Raw genomic sequence first — 20,660 nt, 5'->3', positions numbered from 1 at the left:
CCGTTCGCAAACGGAAGGGGGACGGCGGGTGGGTAGGGTCGAGGAGGCATGAGCGAAGACGAGAGCACGGGGCCGGCGCGCACCTCCGGCAAACCGGTCGATCCGCGGCTGCTGCGGTACGCACGGGCCTCGCGCGGGTTCTTCGTCGCGATCGGGGCCGTCGCCGTCGCGCAGACGGCGGTCGTGGTGGCATTCGCGTGGCTGCTCACGCGGGCGATCACCGGCGCGATCGACGGGATGCCGCTCCCCGACCTCGCCGCCACCCTCGGCGCCCTCGCCGCCGTCGTCGGCCTGCGCGCCGTCCTCCTGTGGGCGCGCGAGGCCGCCGCGGCCCGCGCGGCCGCCCGCGTGCAGACCCAGCTGCGGACGGCGCTCCTCGACGCGGTCGGCGTCCTCGGCCCGGAATGGCTCGCCGCGCGCCACTCCGCCGGGCTCGCGGTGACCGCGGGGCGCGGACTCGATGCGCTCGAGGCCTACTTCGGCCGCTACCTCCCGCAGCTCGTGCAGACCGTGGTGGCGACGCCGCTCATCATCGCGGTGATGTGGTGGCAGGACTGGATCTCGGGCCTCACCGTCGTCCTCACTCTGCCGCTCATCCCGATCTTCATGGTGCTCATCGGTCTGGCGACGCGCGCGGTGCAGCAGCGCCAGTGGAGCACGCTGCAGCGGCTCGCGGCCCGCTTCGCCGACACCGTGCAGGGACTGGCGACGCTGAAGGTCTTCGGCCGGCAGCACCGGGCCGCGGCATCCATCGAGCGGGTCACCGACGACTACCGACGCGAGACGATGCGGGTGCTCCGCGTCTCGTTCCTGTCGGGCTTCGCCCTCGAGTTCCTCGCGAGCATCTCGGTCGCGATCATCGCGGTCTCGATCGGCTTCCGCCTGATCGACGGCGCGCTCGCGCTCGCCGTCGGCCTGTTCGTGCTGCTGCTCGCCCCCGAGGCCTACCTGCCGCTGCGGCAGGTCGGCGTGCAGTTCCACGCCGCCGCCGAGGGCGTCGCGGCGACCGACGACGTGTTCGACGTGCTCGATGCCGCCCGCACCTCCGCGCACTCCGCCGTCGTCCACGTCGCCGCCGCCGGGCGCGGTCCGCTGCGGCTGACGTCGGTTCGTGTGCGGCGGGGCGAGCGGATGCTGCCCCCGGTGTCACTCGTCGCGCACACCGGCACAGTGACCCTGATCGAGGGACCGAGCGGCGCCGGCAAGTCCAGCCTGTTCGCCGCCCTCCGCGGCGCGGCGGCGTACGAGGGTGACGCCGTGTACGGCGACACCGACGTGCGTGCCCTCGCGCCCTCGGCGTGGCTCGCCTGGGCCGGGCAGCGGCCCGGCCTCATCGCGGGGTCGATCGCCGCGAACGTCGCCCTCGGCGACACCGCGCCCGACGCCCGCCTCGTCGCGCGGGCGCTCGAGCTCGCGTGCGCCGACGACCTCTCCCCCGCGCACGAGCTCGGCGTGCAGGGCGCCGGGCTCTCGGGCGGGCAGGCGCAGCGCGTCGCCGTCGCCCGCGCCTTCTACCGGCGCCTCCGCGGGCGCGCCGACGTCGTCGCGCTCGACGAGCCGAGCGCCGCCCTCGACCCCGAGACCGAGGCGCGCCTGTGGGGCGCGGTCCGTGAACTCGCCGACGCCGGAGCCGCCGTGCTGCTGGTGTCGCACCGCGCGAGCGCACGCGCGATCGCCGACGACATCGTCCGGCTCGCCCCGAGCGAGGTGGCGGCATGACGGCCGTCAGGCGCGGCGACGTGCTGCGCGGCGCCCTGCCGCCGGGGCGGCGCTTGTGGCCGGCCCTCGCGGCGGGGTTCGCATCGGAGGCCTCGGCCGTCGCGCTCCTGGCGGTGAGCGCGTGGCTCATCGTGCGGGCGAGCGAGCAGCCGCCGGTCCTCTACCTCTCGGCCGCCGTCGTCGGCGTGCGGTTCTTCGCGCTGTCGCGCGCGACGTTCCGCTATCTGGAGCGCCTCACCGGGCACGACGCCGCGCTGCGTCAGCTCGCCACCACCCGCGCGACGCTCGTGCGCCGGCTCGTGCCCCTCGCTCCCGACGGGCTGACGCGCACGCGGCGCGGTTCGGTGCTGGGCGCGCTCGTCGACGACGTCGACGACCTCCAGAACCTGCCCCTGCGCGTCGTCCAGCCGCTCGTCGCGTCAGCTGCGGTCGCCGTCGGCGCGGTGATCCTCGTCGCGATCGTGTGGTGGCCCGCGGCGCTCGCTCTGCTCGGGTGCCTGGTCGTCGCCGGGCTCACCGCGACCCTGTGGGGGTGGGCCGCCGGCGGGCGGGCGGAGCGCACGATCGCGCCGCTGCGCGCGCAGCTCGCCGACGCGGTGCTCGACCACCTGGGCAGCCTCGACGTGCTCCAGGCATTCGGCGCCGACGCCGAGAGCCGTGCGCGCATCGCGGCCGCCGACGCCGCCGTGCGGCGGGCGATCGTGCGGCGCGCCGGCGCCCAGGCGGGGACGACGGCGATCGTGTCGCTGCTCGCCGGCGGCGCCTCGATCCTCGCGGTGCTCGCCGCGCTGCCGGGCGCGGCGTCCGGAGGCCTCGACGGGCCGTCGCTCGCTGTCGTGGTCCTCGTGCCGATGGCCGTGTTCGAGGTGTTCGCGGCGGTGCCGCTCGCCGCCGCCGCGTGGCGGCAGGTCGCGGCATCCGCTCAGCGCATCGCCGACGCGCTGCCCGCCGACCTTCCCGCCGAGCTCGCCGACGAGAGCACGCCGGCGCGCGGCGAGGGGCCCGCGCTCGGCGAGGGCATCCGGCTGCGCGGCGCGTCGGTCTCGTGGCCCGGAGGGGCGTATGCCTCGCTCCGCGACGTCGACCTCGACGTCCGCCCCGGCGAGCGCCTGCTCGTCGTCGGCTCGAGCGGGGCGGGGAAGACGACGCTCGCCCACGCGCTCGTGCGGTTCCTCGAGACGGACGGTGCGTTCGACATCGGCGGGCGCTCCGTGCACGAGCTCGCCGGCGACGACGTCCGCCTGACCGTCGGCCTGTGCGAGCAGCAGCCGATGCTCTTCGACGAGGACATCCGCCAGAACCTCCTGTTCGCGCGCGACACGGCGAGCGACGCCGAGCTCGAGGCGGCGCTCGCGCGCGTCGGCCTCGGCGACTGGCTCCGCGAGCGCGGCGGACTCGACGCACGTGTCGGCGAACGCGGCGCCCTCGTGTCGGGCGGGCAGGCGCAGCGCATCGCCCTCGCACGCGCGCTGCTGCGGGACTTCCCCGTGCTGGTGCTCGACGAGCCGACTGCGGGCGTCGACGTCGAGGCATCCGATGCCCTGCTCGTCGACTTGCTGGGCGCGGTCGGCGACGACCAGGCGGTCGTGCTCATCTCGCACGTCGCCGTGCCGGAGGGGCTCGTCGACCGCGTGGTGCGCCTCGAGCACGGCCGGGTCGTCGCGGTCTGAGGCCCGCCTCGACGACGGCGAGCGGATGCCTCGGCTAGCGTCGAGGGCATGACGCTGACCGTCCGCACCGCGACCCGCGACGACGCCGCGAGCATCACGCGCGTGCGCATCGACACGTGGCGCGCGGCGTACACGGGACTGATGGCGCAGGAGATCCTGGATGCGATGGACGCCGATCACGAGTCCGAGCGCCGGGCGGCGCGGTGGGACGAGATGCACGGCGACCCGCGAGGGTGCGACCTCATCGCCGAAGTCGACGGCGAGGTCGCCGGCTGGGCGGCCATCGGCGCGTCGATCGACGGCGACCGGCCGCGCGACGGACAGGTCTATGCGATCTACGCGCACCCGCAGTACTGGTCGCGCGGCGTGGGGCACGCGCTGCTCGTCACCGCCGAGCAGCGCCTGCGCGCCGCCGGATTCCGCAAGGCCCACCTGTGGGTGCTCGACGGCAACGCGCGGGCGGCGGCGTTCTACGAGCGCCACGGCTGGCGCGAGGACGGCGCCACCATGACCGACGAGCGTCGCATCGGCGGCACAGGACACACCTTGCTGGAGCGCCGCCGCGTGCGCGACCTCAAGGAGACGGTGTCGCCTCGCTGAGCTTCTGCGGCTCGGCGACCTCGGCCTCCGCGGCCGCCGCGATCCGGCTCGCCATGCCCGCGAAGATGAAGCCGTGGAAGGGCAGCACTGCCAGCCAGTAGAGGCGCCCGGCGAGGCCGAGGGGAAAGAACACCGCCCGCTGGTCGTACCGCGAGCCTGCGGCATCCGGACTCGCGCGGAGCTCGAGCCAAGCGAGCCCCGGAACCTTCATCTCGGCACGGAGCCGCAGGAACGACCCGGGCTCGATGGCCTCGACGCGCCAGAAGTCCAGCGCGTCGCCGACCCCGAGGCGAGCCTTCGAGCGGCGCCCCCTGGCCAGGCCGATCCCGCCGACGAGGCGGTCCATCCATCCGCGGATCGCCCACAGCAGCGGCGACGAATACCACCCGTTCTCACCGCCGATCCCCTCGATGACGCGCCACAGCGCGTCCGGCGGAGCGGACGTGGTCGCCTCGCGCACGTCGGTGAACACCACCCGGCCCGCCCAGTCGGGGTCGCTCGGCAGCGGATCGCTCGGCACGCCGAGCACCTCGGCGTCCTGCCAGCTCGTCTCGATCGAGTCGGTCTCGAGACGCCCGAGCGCGAGTCGCACCGCGGCGCGGTACGCGGTGAGGCCGTCCTCCGGGGGCGGGATGAGGGCGTCGACGTCGTGGTCCTTCATGACGCACTCGTTCTGGAGCGACTCGACGAGCGGCCGGGCGATGGACCGAGGGATGGGAGTGACCAGGTTCACCCAGTGCGACGCGAGGCGCGGGGTGAGCACGGGCAGCGCCGCGATCGGCCGCTGATGGAGGCCCGCCTCGACGGCGTAGCCGTTCATCATCTGGCCGTACCGCAGCACATCGGGCCCGCCGATGTCGACGGCGCGATTCACGTCGGCGGGCACGCGCGCCGCGCCCAGCAGGTAGTGGAGCACGTCGCGCACGGCGATCGGCTGGATGCGGTTGCGCACCCACTTCGGCGCCGGCATGTACGGCAGCACCTCGGTGAGGTGGCGCACCATCTCGAACGACGCCGACCCCGACCCGATCACGACCCCCGCCTGGAGGACGAGCGACGGCACGCCGCTGTGGAGGAAGACCTCGCCGACCTCGACGCGTGAGCGCAGGTGCGGCGACAGCTTCACACCGTCGGGATGCAGGCCCCCGAGGTACACGATGCGGCCCACCGACGCTGCGGCCGCCGCTGCGGCGACCGTCTCGGCGGCACGCAGGTCGGCGTCGGCGAAGCCCTTGCCCGCCGACATCGAGTGGACCAGGTAGTAGAGCACGTCGACGTCGCGGACGGCACGGCCGACGGCCGCGGCATCCGTCGCATCGCCCGCGACCACGTCGACGCGGCTCCCCCACTCGAACGCGACCACACGCGCCGGATCGCGAGCGAGCACGCGCACGTCGTAGCCCGCCGCGAGCAGGCGCGGCACGAGGCGGCCGCCGATGTAGCCGGTGGCGCCGATGACGAGGGCGCGCGGGGCTCTGCCATCTTCCCGAGGACGTGCGGTCAGGGCGGGCTCGCGGCCGGTCGGCGAGGAGAGGTCGTCCATGTCGGCAGGCTACGCGCGACGGTCGGCGCATCGAAGCCCTTGCGCTCGACGGCGACGTGTGCGGTCGGCGCGCCGTCCGGGCGCGGGCTCAGTCCAGCCGGGCGCCGAACGCCTGGACGCCGTCGTGCGAGGGCAGCGGCGCGAACCCGACGCGCGGGTAGAACGCGACCGCCCCGGCGTTGTCCGACGATGCGACGAGATGCAGCCCCGTCACTCCCCGCGCGCGCAGCGCGTCGATCAGGGTCGCGATCAGCTCGCGCCCCAGGCCTCGCCCCTGGGCCTCGGGCAGCAGGTCGATGTGCAGGTGGGCGGGGTACTCGTCGCCGTACGGCTCGCCGCCGCCGCGACGTGCGTACGCGTAGAGCAGGATGCCGTCCTGGCGCGACGCCTCGGCCTCGGGCCGCGGCCACCGCTCGCCGAACGCCGGCCACCACTCCGCGCGGAACCACTCCTCGAAGTCGCGGGTGTCGGGCGCCGACACGATGTAGCCGACCACGCGGCCGTCGTCGGCCTCGACCACGAAGGCGAGCTCGGGATGCCGTGCGACGTAGGGCAGGACGAAGATCTCGGCCCACAGGTCGTCGTCGTCGAGCACTCCCGTGGCGTCGGCACCGGCATCCGCCGTCCGCAGGCAGATCTCGGCGAGCGCCGGCTCGTCGCCGGCGCGGAAGGGACGGATGCGGGTCACCCGACGAGTCTAGGAGCGGGTCATGACACCGCGACGAAGCGCACGTCGCCGACGTCGAGGCGCAGCCGGACCGGCAGCCCGGGCGCGAGGCCGAGTTCGGCGACGCGGTCGGCCGTGAGGTCGACGGCGACCTCGGGATCGGCGGTGCGCACGCGCACGCCGGCGGGGGTCTGCTCGAGGCGCGTGACACGCGCGAGCCACTCCCCCTCGACGACCGACGGCGCGAGCCGCAGCGCACCGGTCCACGTGTCGGCCTCTGCGCGCTCGATCCCCACGACCGACGGGCGGAACACCGCGGCCACGGCTTCGCCGTCGCGATGAGCGGATGCCGCACCCTCGGCCGCCAGCACGACACCCTCGCTCTCCCACCGCCCGGCGCGCAGCACGCCGGTCACGCGGTTGAGCCCGGCGACGGCCGCGGTGAAGCGGGTCGCCGGCGCCGCCAGCACCTCGCGGACCGCGCCTGCCTGCGTCACGCGGCCCTTCTCCAGCACGACAAGGCGCGACGCGAGCGACACCGCGTCCACCGCGTCGTGGGTCGCGACGACGGCCGTGGTGCGGGTGGACGCGAGCTGGTCGTGCAGCAGCGCGCGCACATCGCCGGCCGTCTCGGTGTCGAGGGATGTCAGCGGCTCGTCCAGCAGGATCGCCTCGGGCGAGGTGGCCAGGGCGCGGGCGAGGGCCACGCGCTGCTGCTGACCGCCCGACAGCTCCGAGGGCCGCCGGCGCCCCATGCCGTCGAGCCCGACGCGCCACAGCCACTGGTCGGCCTCGGACGCCGCCACCTCCTTGGTCGCACCGTGCACGCGCAGCCCGAACGCGATGTTCGCGTGCGCGGAGAGGTGCGGGAACAGGCGCGGCTCCTGCCCGAGCAGCACGATGCCCCGGCTCGACGGAGCGGTCCGCCGGCGCGGGCGGGGCGCGGCATCCAGCTCGCGATCGCCCAGCCGCACGTGCCCCTCGTCGAGCGCCGTGAGCCCCGCGAGGACGTGCAGCAGGGTCGTCTTCCCGGCACCGCTCGGCCCCATGACGGCGAGCACCTCGCCGGGCCCGGCCTGCAGCGCCGCGTCGAGCCGGAACGCACCGCGCTCGACGACCACGCGCGCGTCGAGGGCGCTCATCGCTGCGCCTCCGGGCGCCAGGCCCGGACGAGCAGCAGCACCGCGATCGCCGTGACGAGCAGCAGCAGAGACAGGGCGACCGCCGAGCCCTGCGAGACGCCGGCCCCGTTGAACGCGGTGTAGATGGCGAGCGGCATCGTCTGCGTCACGCCGGGGGCGTTGCCGGCGAAGAGAGCGGTCGCCCCGAACTCGCCGATCGCCCGCGCGAAGCACAGCACGACGCCGGCGATCAGACCCGGAGCCGCGAGTGGCAGGGTGACCCGTCGGAGGATCGTCCAGCGCCCCGCGCCGAGCCCGGCCGCCGCCTGCTCGTAACCGACGCCCGTGGTGCGCAGCGATCCCTCGAGGGCGAGCACGAGGAACGGAAGTGCCACGAACGTCTGCGCGAGGACGACGGCTGTCGTGGTGAACGGGATCCGGATGCCCCACTCGGCGAGCATCCCGCCCAGCCAGCCGGTACGGCCGAACAGGAACAGCATCGCGACGCCGCCGACCATCGGCGGCAGCACCAGCGGAACCGTGACGAGCGCGCGCAGCACGGCGGCGGTGCGCGCCCTGCTGCGCGCGATGAGCAGCGCCAGGGGCACCCCGAGCACCACGCACACCGCGGTCGCGGTGAGCCCGGTGCCGAGCGACAGCGCGAGCGCGGAGAGCGCCACGGCCGAGGTGATGTCGCTCCACAGCGTCGACCAGTCCACGCGCAGCACGAGCGCCGTGAGAGGCAGGATCAGCAGCGCGAGCCCGACGAACGCGGGGATCGCGAGGACCCGCGGCACGAACCCCACGCGGTCGCGTGCTGCCGTCGGCGAGGTCACGGGGCGCCGAATCCGAGGCCGTCGAGCACGGCGCGGCCGTCGGGCGAGAGCACGAAGGCGACGAACTCCCGCGCGGCCTCGGGGTTCGACGACTCGGTGAGCGCCGCGATCGGGTAGCGGTTGACGACGCCGTCGGCGCCGGCCGCCTCGATGGCCTCCACGTCGTCACGCCCCCGCGCATCGGTGACGTACACGAGGCCCGCATCTGCCTCGCCGGCGGCGACCTTCGTGAGCACCGCCGTGACGTTCTGCTCGAGACTCGCCGGCGTCACGGCGACGCCGTTGTCGTCGAGGAGGGTGGCGGATGCCGCGCCGCACGGCACCTCGGACGCGCACAGCACAACGGTCAGGCCGGGGTCGGCGAGGTCGGCGATGCCGGTGACGCCGCCGGGGTTGCCGGCCGGGACGGCGATCACGAGGGTGTTCGACGCGAACACCGCCGGATCGGCGGTCAGACCCGCGTCGACGACCTTCTGCATGTTCCTCTCGTCGGCTGAGGCGAAGACGTCGGCGGGCGCCCCTTCGACGAGCTGCGTGGCGAGCGTGCTCGATCCGTCGTACGCGATCGGCAGCACCTCCAGCTGCGGATGCCGCGCCTCGAACCTCGTCGCCAGTTCGTCGAACGCCGTCCCGAGCGAAGCTGCGGCGAAGATCGTCAGGTCGCCGGTCAGTTCGGGCCCCCGCTCGGTCGCCGCGGGGGCCGTGGCGTCGGGATCGAGGTCGCCGGCGGAGCCCGGCGAGCCGGCGCACCCGGCGAGGGCGAGCCCGGCGACGAGCAGCACGGACGTGATCGCTCGGCGCGCGACGGGGCGGGGCATCCTCACCCTCTCGGTGTTTCGACGATGACGTTGGTGGCCTTCACGACGGCGACGGCGAGGGATCCGACCTCGAGGCCGAGGTCGTCGGCGGCCTCCGCCGACATGAGGGAGACGACGCGGTGAGGTCCGGACTGGATGTCGACCTGCGCCATGAGCCCGTCGCGCTGCACGCGCGTGACGAGTCCGACGAAGCGGTTGCGCGCACTCGACAGCACGTCGGACTCGTCGCCCGGCGACGACGCCAGGTCGGCCGCTCGGGCGGCGAGCGCCGCCCCCGGGATCTCGGCCGGCGTCGCGCCGGTCGTGGGGAGCGCACCCGCGTCTACCCAGCGGCGGACGGTGTCGTCGCTGACCCCCAGCAGGCGGGCCGCCTCGGCGATCTTGAAACTCGGCACGCATCGACCGTATCACCGCGAATGCGGCCAGGGACCGGAGTTTTCGCCGCATTCGCGGCTATGGGCGGGGCCGGTGACCGGACGGCGTCATGCCGGCGCCCAGGCTTGCCGGCGCGGATACCCTGGAACCATGCCGATTCCGCCGCTCGTGGAGCCCGTCGACGCGCTCGACGCCGGCGAGCGGACCCGCACGTCCCGCCACGCAGCGCTGTCGGGCTTCGGCGACATCGCGCAGCGACGTCTCGCCGCCGCGCACGTCGCCGTCGTCGGCGCGGGCGGGCTCGGATCGCCCACGGTTCTCGCCCTCGCAGCAGCCGGCGTCGGCACGCTCACCGTGATCGACGACGACGAGGTCGAGGCATCCAATCTCCAGCGTCAGGTGATGCACCGCGTCGCCGACGTCGGCGGGCGCAAGGTCGATTCGGCCGTGCGCGTGGCGGCCGATCTCTCCCCCCGCACGGTCGTGCGCGCGGTTGCCGAGCGGCTCACCGCGGCGAACGCCGCCGACCTGCTCGCCGGAGCGCACGTCGTGGTCGACGGCACCGACACGTTCGAGACGCGCGCCGCCGTCGCGGACGCCTGCGAGCTGCTGGGCGCGCCCCTCGTGTGGGGTGTCGTCCAGGAGTTCCACGCGCAGGCGACGGTGTTCTGGCCCACGGCTCCGGGCGGCGCGCCCCGCGTGCGACTCTCCGACCTGTACCCGCCGGAGTCGGTCGGCGACGTGCCGACGTGCGAGGCGGTCGGCGTGCTCGGGCCCCTGTGCCTGCAGGTCGGCGCCCTCCTCGCGACCGAGACGGTCAAGCTCATCACCGGCATCGGCGAGCCCCTGCTGGGCCGCGTCGTCGTGATCGACGCGCTACGCGGCCGGACGGATGAGGTCCCCTTGAGGCCGAGCGGAGACGGAGCGATCGCGGTCGGCGGCACGGTTGCCGGCCGCGGCTCGGTGACCGGTGGCGGCACCGCGGCCGGTGGCGGCACCGAGCCCGTCGCGCACGTCGATCTCGTGTCCGCCCTCGCCGCGCAGGCTGCCGGCGCCACCCTGCTCGACGTCCGCGAGCCCCATGAGACGGCCTCGGGCGTCCTGCCGGGCGCCGTCGAGGTGCCGCTCGCCACCCTTCTCGCCGAGCCGTCCCTCGCGGGACCCGGCCCCGTGGTCGTGGTGTGCAAGGTCGGCGTCCGCGCCGAGCGCGCCGCTCTCGCGCTGCGTGACGCCGGGATCGAGGCATCCGTCCTCGCCGGCGGCATGGATGCATGGGCGACCGGCACCGGCGTTCGGGTGAGCGCGTGACGCCGGGCGGTCCCGACGCGCTGGTCGATGTCGCCGTGCACCTGGCGACCGTGCTCGACGCGGTCGTGCCGGTCGAATCGGCGCGCATGCCGCTGGCCGCCGCACGCGGCCGCACGCTGCGCGAGGCCGCGCGCGCGGCCGTCGACATCCCGGTATTCGACAACTCCGCGATGGACGGGTTCGCGGTGCACCACGCCGACGTCGCCGACGCGTCGACGGACGCCCCCGTCTCGCTGCGTGTCGTCGCCGACCTCCCGGCGGGCACCGACCTCGACCCGCCGTTCGCCCGCGGCGAGGCGGCGCGCATCATGACGGGCTCGCCCGTGCCGTCGGCGGCCACGGCGATCGTCCCCTTCGAAGACACCGCGGGCGGCCTGGCCGACTCGCTCGGCGCGATCTCGGTGCAGCGCGCGCCGCGCGCGCCCGGCGCGCACATCCGACGACGCGGCGACGACGTCGTGCGGGGCGACGAGATCCTTCCCGCGGGCGTCGGGCTGGGTGCGCTGCAGCTGGCGGCGGCGGCCGCGGCGGGGGTACCCGAGGTGATCGTGAGCCGGATGCCGCGCGTCGCGGTCGTCTCGACCGGGTCGGAGCTGGTCGCGCCCGGCGCTCCGCTCGGTCCGGGTCAGATCCCCGAGTCCAACAGCGAGCTCCTCGCCGCCCTGGTGGCCGACGCAGGTGCCGAGGTCGTGCTGCGGGTCAGCGTGCCGGACGACGGCGACGGACCGCGCGAGGCGATCGCCGCGGCGGAGGCCCTCGGCGCCGATGCGGTGGTGTTCACGGGCGGTGTCAGCGCCGGGGCGTACGAGGTGGTGAAGAACACCCTCGGCGACGCGATGACCTTCACGAAGGTGCGCATGCAGCCCGGCAAGCCGCAGGGCTTCGGGCGCACCGGCTCCGGGGTGCTGCTGTTCGGCCTGCCCGGCAATCCCGTGAGCGCGGCGGTGTCGTTCGAGGTGTTCGTCCGCCCGGCGCTCCTGGCGATGCAGGGGCGCTCCGAGCTCCGTCGGCCGGTGCTGCGCCTGACCGCGGCGAGTGCGTGGCGCACCCCGCCGGGGCGCACGCAGTACCTTCCGGTGACGATCGACCGCGCCGACCCCGGCGCCTGGCGCGCCGTGCCCGCGACGAGCGGCGCGTCGCACCTCGCCGGTGGGCTCGGCCGCGCGGAGGCGTACGCGATCGTCCCCGCCGAGGTCGAGGCCGTCGCCGCCGGCGATGCCGTCGATGTCATGCTGATCACATGAGCTTCACGCACCTCGACGCCGCCGGGCACGCGCGCATGGTCGACGTCACCCAGAAGCAGCCGACGGTGCGCTCGGCCACCGCTCGCGGCTTCGTGCGGTGCTCCGCCGACGTCGTCGCCGCCCTGCGGGACGGCACCGTGCCCAAGGGCGACGTGCTGGCCGTCGCCCGCATCGCCGGCATCCAGGCGGCCAAGCGCACGCCCGACCTCCTGCCGCTCGCGCACGTCATCGGGGTGCACGGCGCCGCGGTCGACCTGCGTCTCGACGACCACGGCGTCGCGGTCGAGGCCACCGTCCGCACCGCCGACCGCACGGGCGTCGAGATGGAGGCGCTCACCGCCGTGTCGGTCGCCGCCCTCGCCGTCGTCGACATGGTGAAGGGCCTCGACAAGGCGACGTCGATCGAGAACGTCCGCATCGTGGCCAAGACCGGCGGGAAGAGCGGGGACTGGCTCCGCCCCGGCGAGGCGTGAGGTGACCGGCGCGGGTATCAGCGGCTCACCGGGCGCGACCGGCGCCTCCGTCAACGGCTCACCTGACGGGACCGGGGCGGGTGCCGGCGACTCATCAGCCGGGATCACCGCCGCTGTCAGCGGCTCACCGGGCGCGACCGGCGCCACCTCGCGCGCGATGCCGTCGCTCGGCGCCATCCTTCTCGGTGGCGGCCGCGCGACCCGGGTCGACGGCGCCGTCAAGCCGCTCTTCGAGGTCGACGGCCGCACGCTGCTCGACGCCGCGGTCGACGCCGCGGAAGCCGCCGGGGCTCAGCCGATCACCGTGGTCGCCGGAGTGCTCGACCCGTCGCTCCACGTCCAGTGGGCACGGGAGAGTCCGCCCTTCGGCGGCCCGGCCGCGGGCATCGTCGCCGGCCTCGAGGCCTGGGCGCACGCGGCGGAGCCCGATCCGGCATGGACCCTCGTGCTCGCATGCGACCTCCCGTCCGCCGGCGCTGCCGTGCGCCGACTGGTGGATGACATGGTGCTCCTCCCCACCGACACCGACGGTCTGTGCCTGGCGGACGCGTCGAGCCGGCCGCAGTGGCTGACGGGCGTCTACCGCACCGCGGCGCTGCGGGCCGCGGCATCCGCTCTGCCCGATGCCGGACGCGACGCCTCGGTACGCGCGCTGCTGAGCGACCTCGCGATCGCCGTCGTCACCGCGCCCGACGACCTGACCCGCGATGTCGACACGTGGGAGGATCTGGAGCAGGCCCGAGCCCGGGCCGCCGGATCGCAGGCCGAGGAGCCGACATGAGCGAGCAGTCCCGCACCCTTCCGCCCGAGGCCCTCGACGCGTGGGCCGCCACGCTGCGCGCGCGTTTCGAGCTCGCCGAGGACGACGTGCCGGTGGCCGCCGTCCTCGACATGACGCGCGACGTCGCGAATGGCGTCGCCCGCCCGGCCGCGCCGCTCGGCGCCTTCGTGGCGGGCCTGGTCGCCGGCCGCGCGGGCACCGACCCTGCTCAGGTCCGCGAGGCGCTCGACGCCGTGGCCGCCCTCGCCGCCGCGTGGGAAGAGCAGTAGTGCCGGTCGTCCGGTACTTCGCGGCCGCGCAGGAGGCTGCGGGACGCGACACCGAGCAGCGCACGGAGACGACGCTGGGCGACCTGCGGCGCGCCGTCGCCGGCGATCACCCGGCGCTGGGCGGCATCCTCCCCCGCTGCGCCGTCCTGGTGGGCGGCTCGCGCGTCGACGACGCGACGCCGCTCGGCCCCGACGACCTCGTCGACGTGCTGCCACCCTTCGCCGGCGGCTGAATCCCGTCCGTCGGCACGCCGCTCGGCGCGAGCGCCCGAGCACAACGTCGGAGATTTTCGACGACACGCCGGTTCCAGGCCTCGCGGACCGGCGTGTCGGCCGAAATCTCCGATTCTGTGTCGGACGGCCAGCCCGGCGACGCAGCCGAGCGGAGGCCGCGCCGGGCGTCAGGCCCCGGGCGTCAGGCCCCGGCGTCAGCCGCCGAGGCCCAGCCAGGTGGCGGTGCCGTCGTCCTCGACCTGGCGCTTCCACACCGGCAGGCCGGTCTTGATCGTCTCGATCACCGTGCGGCACACGTCGAACGCCTCGGCGCGGTGCGGTGCGGCGACAGCGATCACGACCGCCGCATCGCCGACTCCGAGCGTCCCCACCCGATGCGACACCGCGACGATCGCGCGGCCCTCGCCGACCGCCTCCTCGGCGATGCGCTGCAGGGCGGCGGCGGCGTCGGGATGGGCGGAGTACTCGAGCGCGACGACGGCGGACGCGGCATCCGGATCATGATCGCGCACGCGACCGACGAAGGTCGTGACCGCCCCTGCGGTCGGGTCGTCGACGGCCGCGAGGTGGGCGTCGAGGTCGAGGGGGTCCGAGCTGATCGCCGCGAGCCGCACGGAGCCCATCAGTGGTCGCCTCCGCCGAGCTGATCGAGCACATGCCGCGCGACCGAGAGCACGACCGGCATTCCGGATGCCACGCCCTTCGGCGACCCGGGGAGGTTCACGATCAGCACCCCGTGCGGATCGGCGACGCCCGCCACTCCGCGCGTGAGCATTCCCGCGGGCTTCTCGCTCGCACCACGGCGACGCAGTTCCTCGGCGATCCCGGGGACCTCGCGCGTGACCACCCGGCGCGTGGCCTCGGGCGTCTCGTCGCGCGGGCCGACGCCGGTTCCGCCCGACGTGATGACGAGCTTGACGCCGGCCAGGATCTGCGCCTGCAGCGCACGTTCGACGCTGTCGGCGCCGTCCGGGACGACGACGGCGTCGGCGCAGTCGAAGCCCGCTTCGCGCAGCGCCGCGACCGCGACGGGGCCGCTCTCATCGGGGCGCTCGCCCGCAGACGACCGGTCGGACACCGTGATGACTGCGGCTCGGGTCATGCGTCCAGCCTAGAGATGGTGCGAGGACGACGGCGCACGACCCGACCGTCAGTCGCGGCGTTCGAGGCGCACGATCACCGACTTCGAGGTGGGGGTGCCGCTCACGTCGGCGACGGAGTCCAGCGGCACCAGCACGTTCGTCTCGGGGTAGTACGCCGCCGCATTGCCGCGTGGCGTCGGATACGCGACGAGCCGGAACGCCTCCGCGCGCCGCTCCTGCAGTGCGCCGTCGGCTCCCGTCCACTCCGACACGAGATCGACGACGTCGCCCTCGACGAACCCGAGCCCGGTGATGTCGCCGGCGTTGACGAGCACGACCCGCCGCCCGCCGCGGATGCCCCGGTAGCGGTCGTCCTTGCCGTAGATCGTGGTGTTGTACTGGTCGTGCGAACGCAGCGTCTGGAGGAGCAGCCTCCCCCGCGGGATCCGCGGGTATTCGAGCGAATTCGCCGTGAACCGCGCCCTGCCGTCGACCGTCGCGAAGCGCCGCGCGTCGCGGGGACCGTTCGGCAGGTGCAGCGTCCGCCCCTTGTCGATGCGCTCCTCGTAGTCGTCGAACCCTGGGATCACGCGCTCGATGTGCGCGCGAATGAGCGCATAGTCGGCTTCCAGCGCGGCCCAGTCGGCGCGAGGGCGGGTGCGCGGATGCCGCGACCCCGACGCCTCCTCGTAGGACGGCCGCTCGACCTGGCCTCGGTCGACGTCGAGATCGACAGGAGCGGATGCCGCGGCATCCGCTCGCTCGAAGAGCAGACCGCACAGGCGCGCGACGATCGCGACCTCGCTCAGCAGGTCGTCGGCGGGCGGCGCGAGGCGCCCGCGCGAGGCGTGCACGGCTCCCATGGAGTCCTCGACCGTGACGCGCTGCTCGCGCCCGCCGCGCCGGTCGCGGTCGGTGCGACCGAGCGTCGGCAGGATGATCGCCCGGCGGCCGGTGACGACGTGCGAGCGGTTGAGCTTCGTCGACACCTGGACGGTCAGGTCGACGCGCGACATCGCCGCCTCGACGACCTCGGTGTCGGGGGTCGCCGAGACGAAGTTGCCGCCCATCCCCATGAAGAACCGCACGCGGCCGTCGCGCATCGCACGGATCGCCTCGACGGTGTCGAAGCCGTGCTCGCGGGGCGCCGAGAAGCCGAACTCGGCGCCGAGCGCGTCGAGGAACTCCGCCGAGGGCTTCTCGTAGATGCCGACCGTGCGATCGCCCTGCACATTGGAGTGACCGCGAACCGGGCACACGCCCGCACCCTTGCGGCCGATGCTGCCCTGCAGCAGCAGAACGTTCACGACGTCGCGAAGCGTCGCCACGGAGTGCTTGTGCTGTGTGAGCCCCATGGCCCAGCAGACGATCGTCGCGGTCGACGTGCGGACCGCCTCGCCCACGCGGCGGAGCGCCTTCTCGGGCAGACCCGTCGCGGCGACGAGGTCGCGCCACGAGGCATCCGCCATCGCCTGCCGGTAGTCGTCGAAGCCGCTCGTGTGCTCCGCGATGAATGCGTGGTCGAGGACGTCGCCGGTCTGCGCCTCGGCCTCGAGCAGATGCTTGCCGATCGCCTGGAACAGCGCCTGGTCGCCGCCGAGGCGGATCTGCACGAACCCGTCGGCGAGCTTCGTGCCGCCGAACGCGACGCCGCGCACCGTCTGCGGGTTCTCGAACTTCAGCAGCCCCGCCTCGGGCAGCGGGTTGACGGCGATGATCGTCGCGCCGTTGCGCTTCGCCTTCTCGAGCGCCGACAGCATGCGCGGGTGGTTCGTCCCCGGATTCTGGCCGGCCACGATGAGCAGGTCGGCGTCGTGGATGTCGTCGATCGACACCGTTCCCTTGCCGATCCCGATGGTCTCGGTGAGAGCGGACCCGGATGACTCGTGGCACATGTTCGAGCAGTCGGGAAGGTTGTTGGTGCCGACGCCGCGCACGAGCAGCTGGTAGAGGAACGCCGCCTCGTTCGAGGTGCGGCCCGACGTGTAGAAGACCGTCTCGTCGGGGTCGTCGACGGCGGCGATCGCGGCGGCGATCTCACGCAGCGCGTCGTCCCACGACAGCGGCCGGTAGTGCGTGGCCCCCTCGTCGAGGATCACCGGCTGGGTGAGGCGGCCTTGCTGGCCGAGCCACCAGTCGTCATGGGCGCGAAGCTCGTCGACCGAGTGAGCGGCGAAGAACTCGCCCCCCACGCGGCGGAGGGTCGCGTCCTCAGCCACGGCCTTCGCGCCGTTCTCGCAGAATTCGGCGAGGTGTCGCTTGTCCTCTTCGGGCCATGCGCACCCGGGGCAGTCGAAGCCGACCTTCTGGTTCACGCGCATGAGGGTCTGCACCGAGCGGGCGATGCCCATCTGCTCCTGCGCGATCTGCAGCGCATGCAGCACCGCAGGCACGCCGACGGCGACCTTCTTGGGCTTGGAGACGCGCACGCGGCTCTCGTCGATGTCGGCTTTCGGGGGCTTCGTCGCCATGCGTCCAGGATAGGGCGGTCTGCAGGCCCGGCCGTTCCTGCCGCCGCCAGGGTGTCGAATCAGCCGCGCGCCGGAGCCCGCACGCGGCGGCGTCGAGGTCGCCCGCGGCGATCGCCCTGCGCGCAGCCGGACCGTTTCACTCGCGTCCTGGCCTGCTCTTTCCGCCGAGTCGCCGCGCGCCCGGGTCAGCGCCGCCCGGTGCCGAACATGCCGCGGATGACTCCCCCGAGGATGGTCTGCGTCGCCTTCGAGCCCAGGATCTGCTCGATGGGCGACTTCTCGCTGCTGCGCGAGCTCCGCGAGGTGCGTGTGGTTCCCTGGGTCTTCTTGAGGAGGCGCTCGTACTCCTGCTGGGCCTTCTTGTCGGCGGCCGCCTGCGCCTTGTCGATCGCCGCCTGCTGCTTGGCGTACTCGGCATCGGCCTTCGCCTTGGCGAGCGCCGCCTCCTCGGCCGCCGCGGCATCGTCGGCCGCCTTCATCTTCGCCGTCAGGATCTCGCGCGCCGACTCGCGGTCGATGGCCGTGCCGTATTTGGCCAGGAGGGGCGATGCCTTCACCGCCGCCTCGATCTGCGGGTCGGGCGTGGGCGACATGAGCCCCTGCGGCGCGCGCAGGCGTGTCCATGCGACCGGCGTCGGCGCGCCCTTCTCGCTCATCACCGTGACGATCGCCTCGCCGGTGCCGAGCTCCTGCAGCACGCGCTCGAGGTCGTAGCCCGACTTCGGGTAGGTGCCGACGGTGGCGCGCAGCGCCTTCGCATCGTCCGGCGTGAACGCGCGGAGCGCGTGCTGCACGCGCGAGCCGAGCTGCGCAAGAACGTCGGACGGGACATCCTTCGGCGTCTGCGTCACGAAGAAGACGCCCACGCCCTTCGACCGGATGAGCCGCACGGTCTGCACGATGGCCGCGAGGAAGTCCTTCGACGCATCCTTGAACAGCAGGTGCGCCTCGTCGAAGAAGAACACCAGCTTCGGCTTCTCGGGGTCGCCCACCTCGGGCAGCAGCTCGAACAGCTCGGCCAGCAGATACATGAGGAAGGTCGAGAACAGAGCGGGCTTGTCGACCACACCCGGCACCTCGAGCAGGCTGATGATGCCGCGACCGTCGGGAGCTGTGCGCAGGAAGTCGGACACCTCGAACTCGGGCTCGCCGAAGAACACGTCGGCGCCCTGGTCGGCGAAGGTGATGAGCTCGCGCAGGATCACCCCGGCGGTCGCCGCAGACAGTCCGCCGAGCTCCTTCAGCTCGGTCTTGCCCTCGTCGCTCGTGAGGAAGGTGAGCACGGCGCGAAGATCGGACAGGTCGACGAGGGCCAGCCCCTGCTGGTCGGCGTAGTGGAACACCAGCCCCAGGCTCGACTCCTGCGTCTCGTTGAGTCCGAGCACCTTGCTCAGCAGGAGCGGGCCGAACCCCGACACGGTCGCGCGGACGGGGACGCCCTTGCCGATCCCGCCGAGCGCGAAATACTCGGTGACGGATGCCTCGGCCTTCCAGTCCTGGCCGATCGCGCGCGTGCGCGCCAGCAGCTTCTCGTTCGGCTCGCCCGGCGTCGCGACGCCCGACAGGTCGCCCTTGATATCGGCGGCGAACACCGGCACGCCCTTCGCGGCGAGCTGCTCGGCGAGTCCCTGCAGCGTGCGCGTCTTCCCGGTGCCGGTCGCGCCGGCGACGAGCCCGTGGCGGTTCATCATCGCGAGCGGGATGCGCACCTGCGCGTCGGGCAGCGGCTCGCCGTTGACGAGCGCGCCGACGTCGAGCGTCGCCGACTCGAACGCGTAGCCGCGCACGATGCTCTGCACCTCGTCGTCCGTCAGCGGGCCGGCGGCTCGGGGCTCGGGCGCCGGCGCCGCGGGCGAGGCTTCCGCTGGCGCTGCCGCCGGCTCGGCGCGATCCGCCTCCGCCGGCGCTGCCTCCGGAACCGCAGCCTGAGGGGGCGCGGCTTCCGCAGACGCCGCAGCCCCAGCCTCCGGAGCCCCAGCATCCGCCGGCGCTGCATCCGCCGCCCCTCCCCCGGCGCCGGCCGCGGCAGCCTTCGCCGCTTCGGCCCGAGCCGTGGCGAGTGCCGCCTTCGCCTGCGCGGCCTTGAGCTGCGCCTCGGCCGCCTCGGCCTCGGCCTGCAGTCGTGCGAGCTCTGCCTCGGCGGCGGTGACAGCGGGATCGGGCGTCTCTGGCGCGGTCATGCGCTCAGCCTAGCGACGCCGCTTTCGACCGGGCTCGCGAGGCGACGAGGACGTTCTCGCGGGCCATCGGCACCGCGAACACGGCGGCCGCGAGCAGCGCGGCTCCCGCACCGATGAGCGCGCCGCCCACGGTGTCGCTCAGCCAGTGGGCGTGCAGGTAGGTGCGGCTGAAGGCCATGAGCAGCACCCACGCGGCGCCGACGAGCATGACCCAGACCCGCGGGAAGATCACCGCCGCGGCGACCGCCAGGGTCGCCGAGTTGGCGACATGGCCCGACGGGTAGGACCCGTAGTCGGAGATGACGATGATGTCCTCGGGCCGCACGCGTCCGAAGAGGTGCTTGAGCACCTGCACGCCGCCCGCCGAGACCGCCTCCGCGGTGAGGAAGTACGCCGCCGCCCACGGTCGGCGCAGAAGGACGAGCGCGAGCGCACCGCCGAGGGGGATGACCAGCACCCCGAACCAGCCGGCGCCGATCCAGTTCATGAACTGGCAGACCCCCGTCAGGATGGGGCTGTAGAGCTCGGCGACGGCGGCGTTCCACCACACGTCGATCGCGAACGGCGTCTCTCCCAGAGTGAAGACCCAGAACCCCAGACCGCACGACAGCGCCACGAGCACGAGCCCGACGATGAGGTCGATCCTCGCCGGCCGTACACCTGACGTTCTCCCGTCGGTCATCCGCCCATTCTGCCCGTCGCGGGCGTGGCGCCCAACGCGTTGCGGCCGCGCCCTCCCCCTGCTAGGTCGCTCGGGTGGAGGATGGCGGCATGACCCGCGTCGTCGACATCGTCCGCGCGTTCGTCGCGCCGCTGACTCGGACCCGAGTGTTCCGACGAGTGCTCGGGCCCCTCCTGCTGCCGCCCATCGAGCGATTCGTCACCTGGATCTCGCACGGCCGCGTGCAGGTGAGCGGACTGCTGGTGCCCTCGCTCGTGCTCCACACCGTGGGCGCCAAGTCGGGCGAGCCGCGCGATGCGCCGCTGATGTACTGCCCCGACGGCCGAGGGCGGGCGATCGTCGCCGGCACGAACTTCGCCGGGGAGCGGCATCCGGCGTGGACGACCAATCTGCTCGCGCATCCGGATGCCGCGATCACCGTTCGCGGCAGGCGCATGCCCGTGCGCGCCGAGGTCGTGCCCGACGATGAACGCGACGCCGTGTGGGCGCGCATCGAGCAGCAGTGGCCGGGCTACCGCAACTACGAGCGCGCGTCGGGCCGCACCGTGCGCCTGTTCCGTCTGCAACCGGTGCGCGGGACCGCCTGA

The 20,660-nt window shown here is 74.1% G+C and carries 21 protein-coding genes; 10 read left to right on the top strand and 11 right to left on the bottom strand.

Features of this window, described 5'->3' with window-relative positions; genetic code table 11:
* Positions 1-48 precede the first annotated feature (48 nt).
* From cydD to OB08_RS10740, 3 genes are read left to right on the top strand one after another with little or no spacing between them, the layout of a single operon-like run.
* Positions 49-1,719 (top strand): thiol reductant ABC exporter subunit CydD, encoded by a 1,671-nt coding sequence (gene cydD / locus OB08_RS10750; RefSeq protein ID WP_461474554.1) that lies wholly within the window; start codon positions 49-51, stop codon positions 1,717-1,719.
* The gene (gene cydC / locus OB08_RS10745; protein ID WP_461474552.1) at positions 1,716-3,389 is read left to right on the top strand and encodes a thiol reductant ABC exporter subunit CydC; all 1,674 of its coding nucleotides are present in this window, start codon (positions 1,716-1,718) and stop codon (positions 3,387-3,389) included. Before cydD ends, cydC begins: the two co-directional genes overlap by 4 nt.
* Positions 3,390-3,437: 48 nt before the next feature.
* The gene (locus tag OB08_RS10740; RefSeq protein WP_461474550.1) at positions 3,438-3,989 is read left to right on the top strand and encodes a GNAT family N-acetyltransferase; all 552 of its coding nucleotides are present in this window, start codon (positions 3,438-3,440) and stop codon (positions 3,987-3,989) included.
* On the opposite strand, the gene OB08_RS10735 is transcribed toward OB08_RS10740, so the two are convergent.
* The 6 genes from OB08_RS10735 to OB08_RS10710 all read right to left on the bottom strand — a co-directional run bounded on the left by OB08_RS10735 (position 3,964) and on the right by OB08_RS10710 (position 9,369).
* Positions 3,964-5,532, bottom strand: coding sequence for an SDR family oxidoreductase (locus OB08_RS10735; protein WP_461474548.1), 1,569 nt, complete (start codon positions 5,530-5,532; stop codon positions 3,964-3,966). The two genes, OB08_RS10740 and OB08_RS10735, sit on opposite strands and share 26 nt — an antisense overlap.
* Before the next feature lie 88 nt (positions 5,533-5,620).
* Complete coding sequence (locus OB08_RS10730; protein WP_461474546.1) at positions 5,621-6,220, bottom strand: GNAT family N-acetyltransferase; 600 nt, start codon at positions 6,218-6,220, stop codon at positions 5,621-5,623.
* Positions 6,221-6,240: 20 nt separating this feature from the next.
* Positions 6,241-7,341, bottom strand: a complete 1,101-nt coding sequence (locus OB08_RS10725) for a sulfate/molybdate ABC transporter ATP-binding protein (RefSeq protein ID WP_461474544.1) — start codon at positions 7,339-7,341, stop codon at positions 6,241-6,243.
* Complete coding sequence (locus OB08_RS10720; RefSeq protein ID WP_461474543.1) at positions 7,338-8,156, bottom strand: ABC transporter permease; 819 nt, start codon at positions 8,154-8,156, stop codon at positions 7,338-7,340. The genes OB08_RS10725 and OB08_RS10720 overlap by 4 nt, the downstream gene beginning before the upstream one ends.
* Complete coding sequence (gene modA, locus OB08_RS10715) at positions 8,153-8,974, bottom strand: molybdate ABC transporter substrate-binding protein (protein ID WP_461474541.1); 822 nt, start codon at positions 8,972-8,974, stop codon at positions 8,153-8,155. The genes OB08_RS10720 and modA overlap by 4 nt, the downstream gene beginning before the upstream one ends.
* A 2-nt stretch (positions 8,975-8,976) precedes the next feature.
* Positions 8,977-9,369: a TOBE domain-containing protein gene (locus OB08_RS10710; protein ID WP_461474539.1), complete on the bottom strand. Its 393-nt coding sequence runs from the start codon at positions 9,367-9,369 to the stop codon at positions 8,977-8,979.
* 130 nt (positions 9,370-9,499) lie between these two features.
* On the opposite strand from OB08_RS10710, the gene OB08_RS10705 reads away from it, so the two are divergent.
* From OB08_RS10705 to OB08_RS10680, 6 genes are read left to right on the top strand one after another with little or no spacing between them, the layout of a single operon-like run.
* A complete protein-coding gene (locus tag OB08_RS10705) occupies positions 9,500-10,657 on the top strand; it encodes a ThiF family adenylyltransferase (RefSeq protein ID WP_461474537.1) in 1,158 nt (385 codons plus the stop codon).
* Positions 10,621-11,901, top strand: coding sequence for a molybdopterin molybdotransferase MoeA (locus tag OB08_RS10700; protein ID WP_461474536.1), 1,281 nt, complete (start codon positions 10,621-10,623; stop codon positions 11,899-11,901). The genes OB08_RS10705 and OB08_RS10700 overlap by 37 nt, the downstream gene beginning before the upstream one ends.
* On the top strand, positions 11,898-12,374 hold the full coding sequence (gene moaC, locus OB08_RS10695) for a cyclic pyranopterin monophosphate synthase MoaC (protein WP_461474534.1): 477 nt from the start codon (positions 11,898-11,900) through the stop codon (positions 12,372-12,374). Before OB08_RS10700 ends, moaC begins: the two co-directional genes overlap by 4 nt.
* 1 nt (position 12,375) lies before the next feature.
* A complete protein-coding gene (mobA, locus tag OB08_RS10690; protein ID WP_461474532.1) occupies positions 12,376-13,155 on the top strand; it encodes a molybdenum cofactor guanylyltransferase in 780 nt (259 codons plus the stop codon).
* Complete coding sequence (locus OB08_RS10685; RefSeq protein WP_461474530.1) at positions 13,152-13,424, top strand: DUF6457 domain-containing protein; 273 nt, start codon at positions 13,152-13,154, stop codon at positions 13,422-13,424. The genes mobA and OB08_RS10685 overlap by 4 nt, the downstream gene beginning before the upstream one ends.
* Entirely contained in the window at positions 13,424-13,657 is a 234-nt protein-coding gene (locus OB08_RS10680) for a MoaD/ThiS family protein (protein ID WP_461474528.1), read from the top strand. The genes OB08_RS10685 and OB08_RS10680 overlap by 1 nt, the downstream gene beginning before the upstream one ends.
* Positions 13,658-13,852: 195 nt before the next feature.
* Here OB08_RS10680 and OB08_RS10675 read toward each other — a convergent pair whose 3' ends face one another.
* The 5 genes from OB08_RS10675 to OB08_RS10655 all read right to left on the bottom strand — a co-directional run bounded on the left by OB08_RS10675 (position 13,853) and on the right by OB08_RS10655 (position 20,073).
* A complete protein-coding gene (locus OB08_RS10675; RefSeq protein ID WP_461474526.1) occupies positions 13,853-14,281 on the bottom strand; it encodes a molybdenum cofactor biosynthesis protein MoaE in 429 nt (142 codons plus the stop codon).
* The gene (locus tag OB08_RS10670) at positions 14,281-14,760 is read right to left on the bottom strand and encodes a MogA/MoaB family molybdenum cofactor biosynthesis protein (RefSeq protein ID WP_461474525.1); all 480 of its coding nucleotides are present in this window, start codon (positions 14,758-14,760) and stop codon (positions 14,281-14,283) included. Before OB08_RS10670 ends, OB08_RS10675 begins: the two co-directional genes overlap by 1 nt.
* A 48-nt stretch (positions 14,761-14,808) precedes the next feature.
* A complete protein-coding gene (locus OB08_RS10665; RefSeq protein ID WP_461474523.1) occupies positions 14,809-17,211 on the bottom strand; it encodes an FdhF/YdeP family oxidoreductase in 2,403 nt (800 codons plus the stop codon).
* 185 nt (positions 17,212-17,396) lie between these two features.
* Positions 17,397-19,391 carry a helicase HerA-like domain-containing protein gene (locus OB08_RS10660; protein WP_461474521.1) on the bottom strand — a complete coding sequence of 665 codons (1,995 nt, stop codon included), beginning with the start codon at positions 19,389-19,391 and terminating at the stop codon, positions 17,397-17,399.
* 4 nt (positions 19,392-19,395) lie between these two features.
* Entirely contained in the window at positions 19,396-20,073 is a 678-nt protein-coding gene (locus OB08_RS10655) for a phosphatase PAP2 family protein (RefSeq protein WP_461474519.1), read from the bottom strand.
* Positions 20,074-20,162: 89 nt separating this feature from the next.
* Between OB08_RS10655 and OB08_RS10650 the strand changes: the two genes are divergently transcribed.
* Positions 20,163-20,660 (top strand): nitroreductase family deazaflavin-dependent oxidoreductase, encoded by a 498-nt coding sequence (locus OB08_RS10650; protein ID WP_461474518.1) that lies wholly within the window; start codon positions 20,163-20,165, stop codon positions 20,658-20,660.

This window comes from Microbacterium sp. HJ5 (assembly GCF_054824025.1).
The sequence above is the reverse complement of the archived record's forward strand: the minus strand, read 5'-3'. Positions and strand labels throughout refer to the sequence as shown.

What these genes read in the sequence shown, in the direction of transcription:
- cydD (WP_461474554.1), top strand. Translation starts at nt 49, where the DNA reads ATGAGCGAAGACGAGAGCACGGGGCCGGCGCGCACCTCCGGCAAACCG.
- cydC (WP_461474552.1), top strand. Translation starts at nt 1,716, where the DNA reads ATGACGGCCGTCAGGCGCGGCGACGTGCTGCGCGGCGCCCTGCCGCCG.
- OB08_RS10740 (WP_461474550.1), top strand. Translation starts at nt 3,438, where the DNA reads ATGACGCTGACCGTCCGCACCGCGACCCGCGACGACGCCGCGAGCATC.
- OB08_RS10735 (WP_461474548.1), bottom strand. Translation starts at nt 5,532, where the DNA reads ATGGACGACCTCTCCTCGCCGACCGGCCGCGAGCCCGCCCTGACCGCA.
- OB08_RS10725 (WP_461474544.1), bottom strand. Translation starts at nt 7,341, where the DNA reads ATGAGCGCCCTCGACGCGCGCGTGGTCGTCGAGCGCGGTGCGTTCCGG.
- modA (WP_461474541.1), bottom strand. Translation starts at nt 8,974, where the DNA reads ATGCCCCGCCCCGTCGCGCGCCGAGCGATCACGTCCGTGCTGCTCGTC.
- OB08_RS10705 (WP_461474537.1), top strand. Translation starts at nt 9,500, where the DNA reads ATGCCGATTCCGCCGCTCGTGGAGCCCGTCGACGCGCTCGACGCCGGC.
- OB08_RS10700 (WP_461474536.1), top strand. Translation starts at nt 10,621, where the DNA reads ATGGGCGACCGGCACCGGCGTTCGGGTGAGCGCGTGACGCCGGGCGGT.
- moaC (WP_461474534.1), top strand. Translation starts at nt 11,898, where the DNA reads ATGAGCTTCACGCACCTCGACGCCGCCGGGCACGCGCGCATGGTCGAC.
- OB08_RS10685 (WP_461474530.1), top strand. Translation starts at nt 13,152, where the DNA reads ATGAGCGAGCAGTCCCGCACCCTTCCGCCCGAGGCCCTCGACGCGTGG.
- OB08_RS10675 (WP_461474526.1), bottom strand. Translation starts at nt 14,281, where the DNA reads ATGGGCTCCGTGCGGCTCGCGGCGATCAGCTCGGACCCCCTCGACCTC.
- OB08_RS10670 (WP_461474525.1), bottom strand. Translation starts at nt 14,760, where the DNA reads ATGACCCGAGCCGCAGTCATCACGGTGTCCGACCGGTCGTCTGCGGGC.
- OB08_RS10665 (WP_461474523.1), bottom strand. Translation starts at nt 17,211, where the DNA reads ATGGCGACGAAGCCCCCGAAAGCCGACATCGACGAGAGCCGCGTGCGC.
- OB08_RS10660 (WP_461474521.1), bottom strand. Translation starts at nt 19,391, where the DNA reads ATGACCGCGCCAGAGACGCCCGATCCCGCTGTCACCGCCGCCGAGGCA.
- OB08_RS10655 (WP_461474519.1), bottom strand. Translation starts at nt 20,073, where the DNA reads ATGACCGACGGGAGAACGTCAGGTGTACGGCCGGCGAGGATCGACCTC.
- OB08_RS10650 (WP_461474518.1), top strand. Translation starts at nt 20,163, where the DNA reads ATGACCCGCGTCGTCGACATCGTCCGCGCGTTCGTCGCGCCGCTGACT.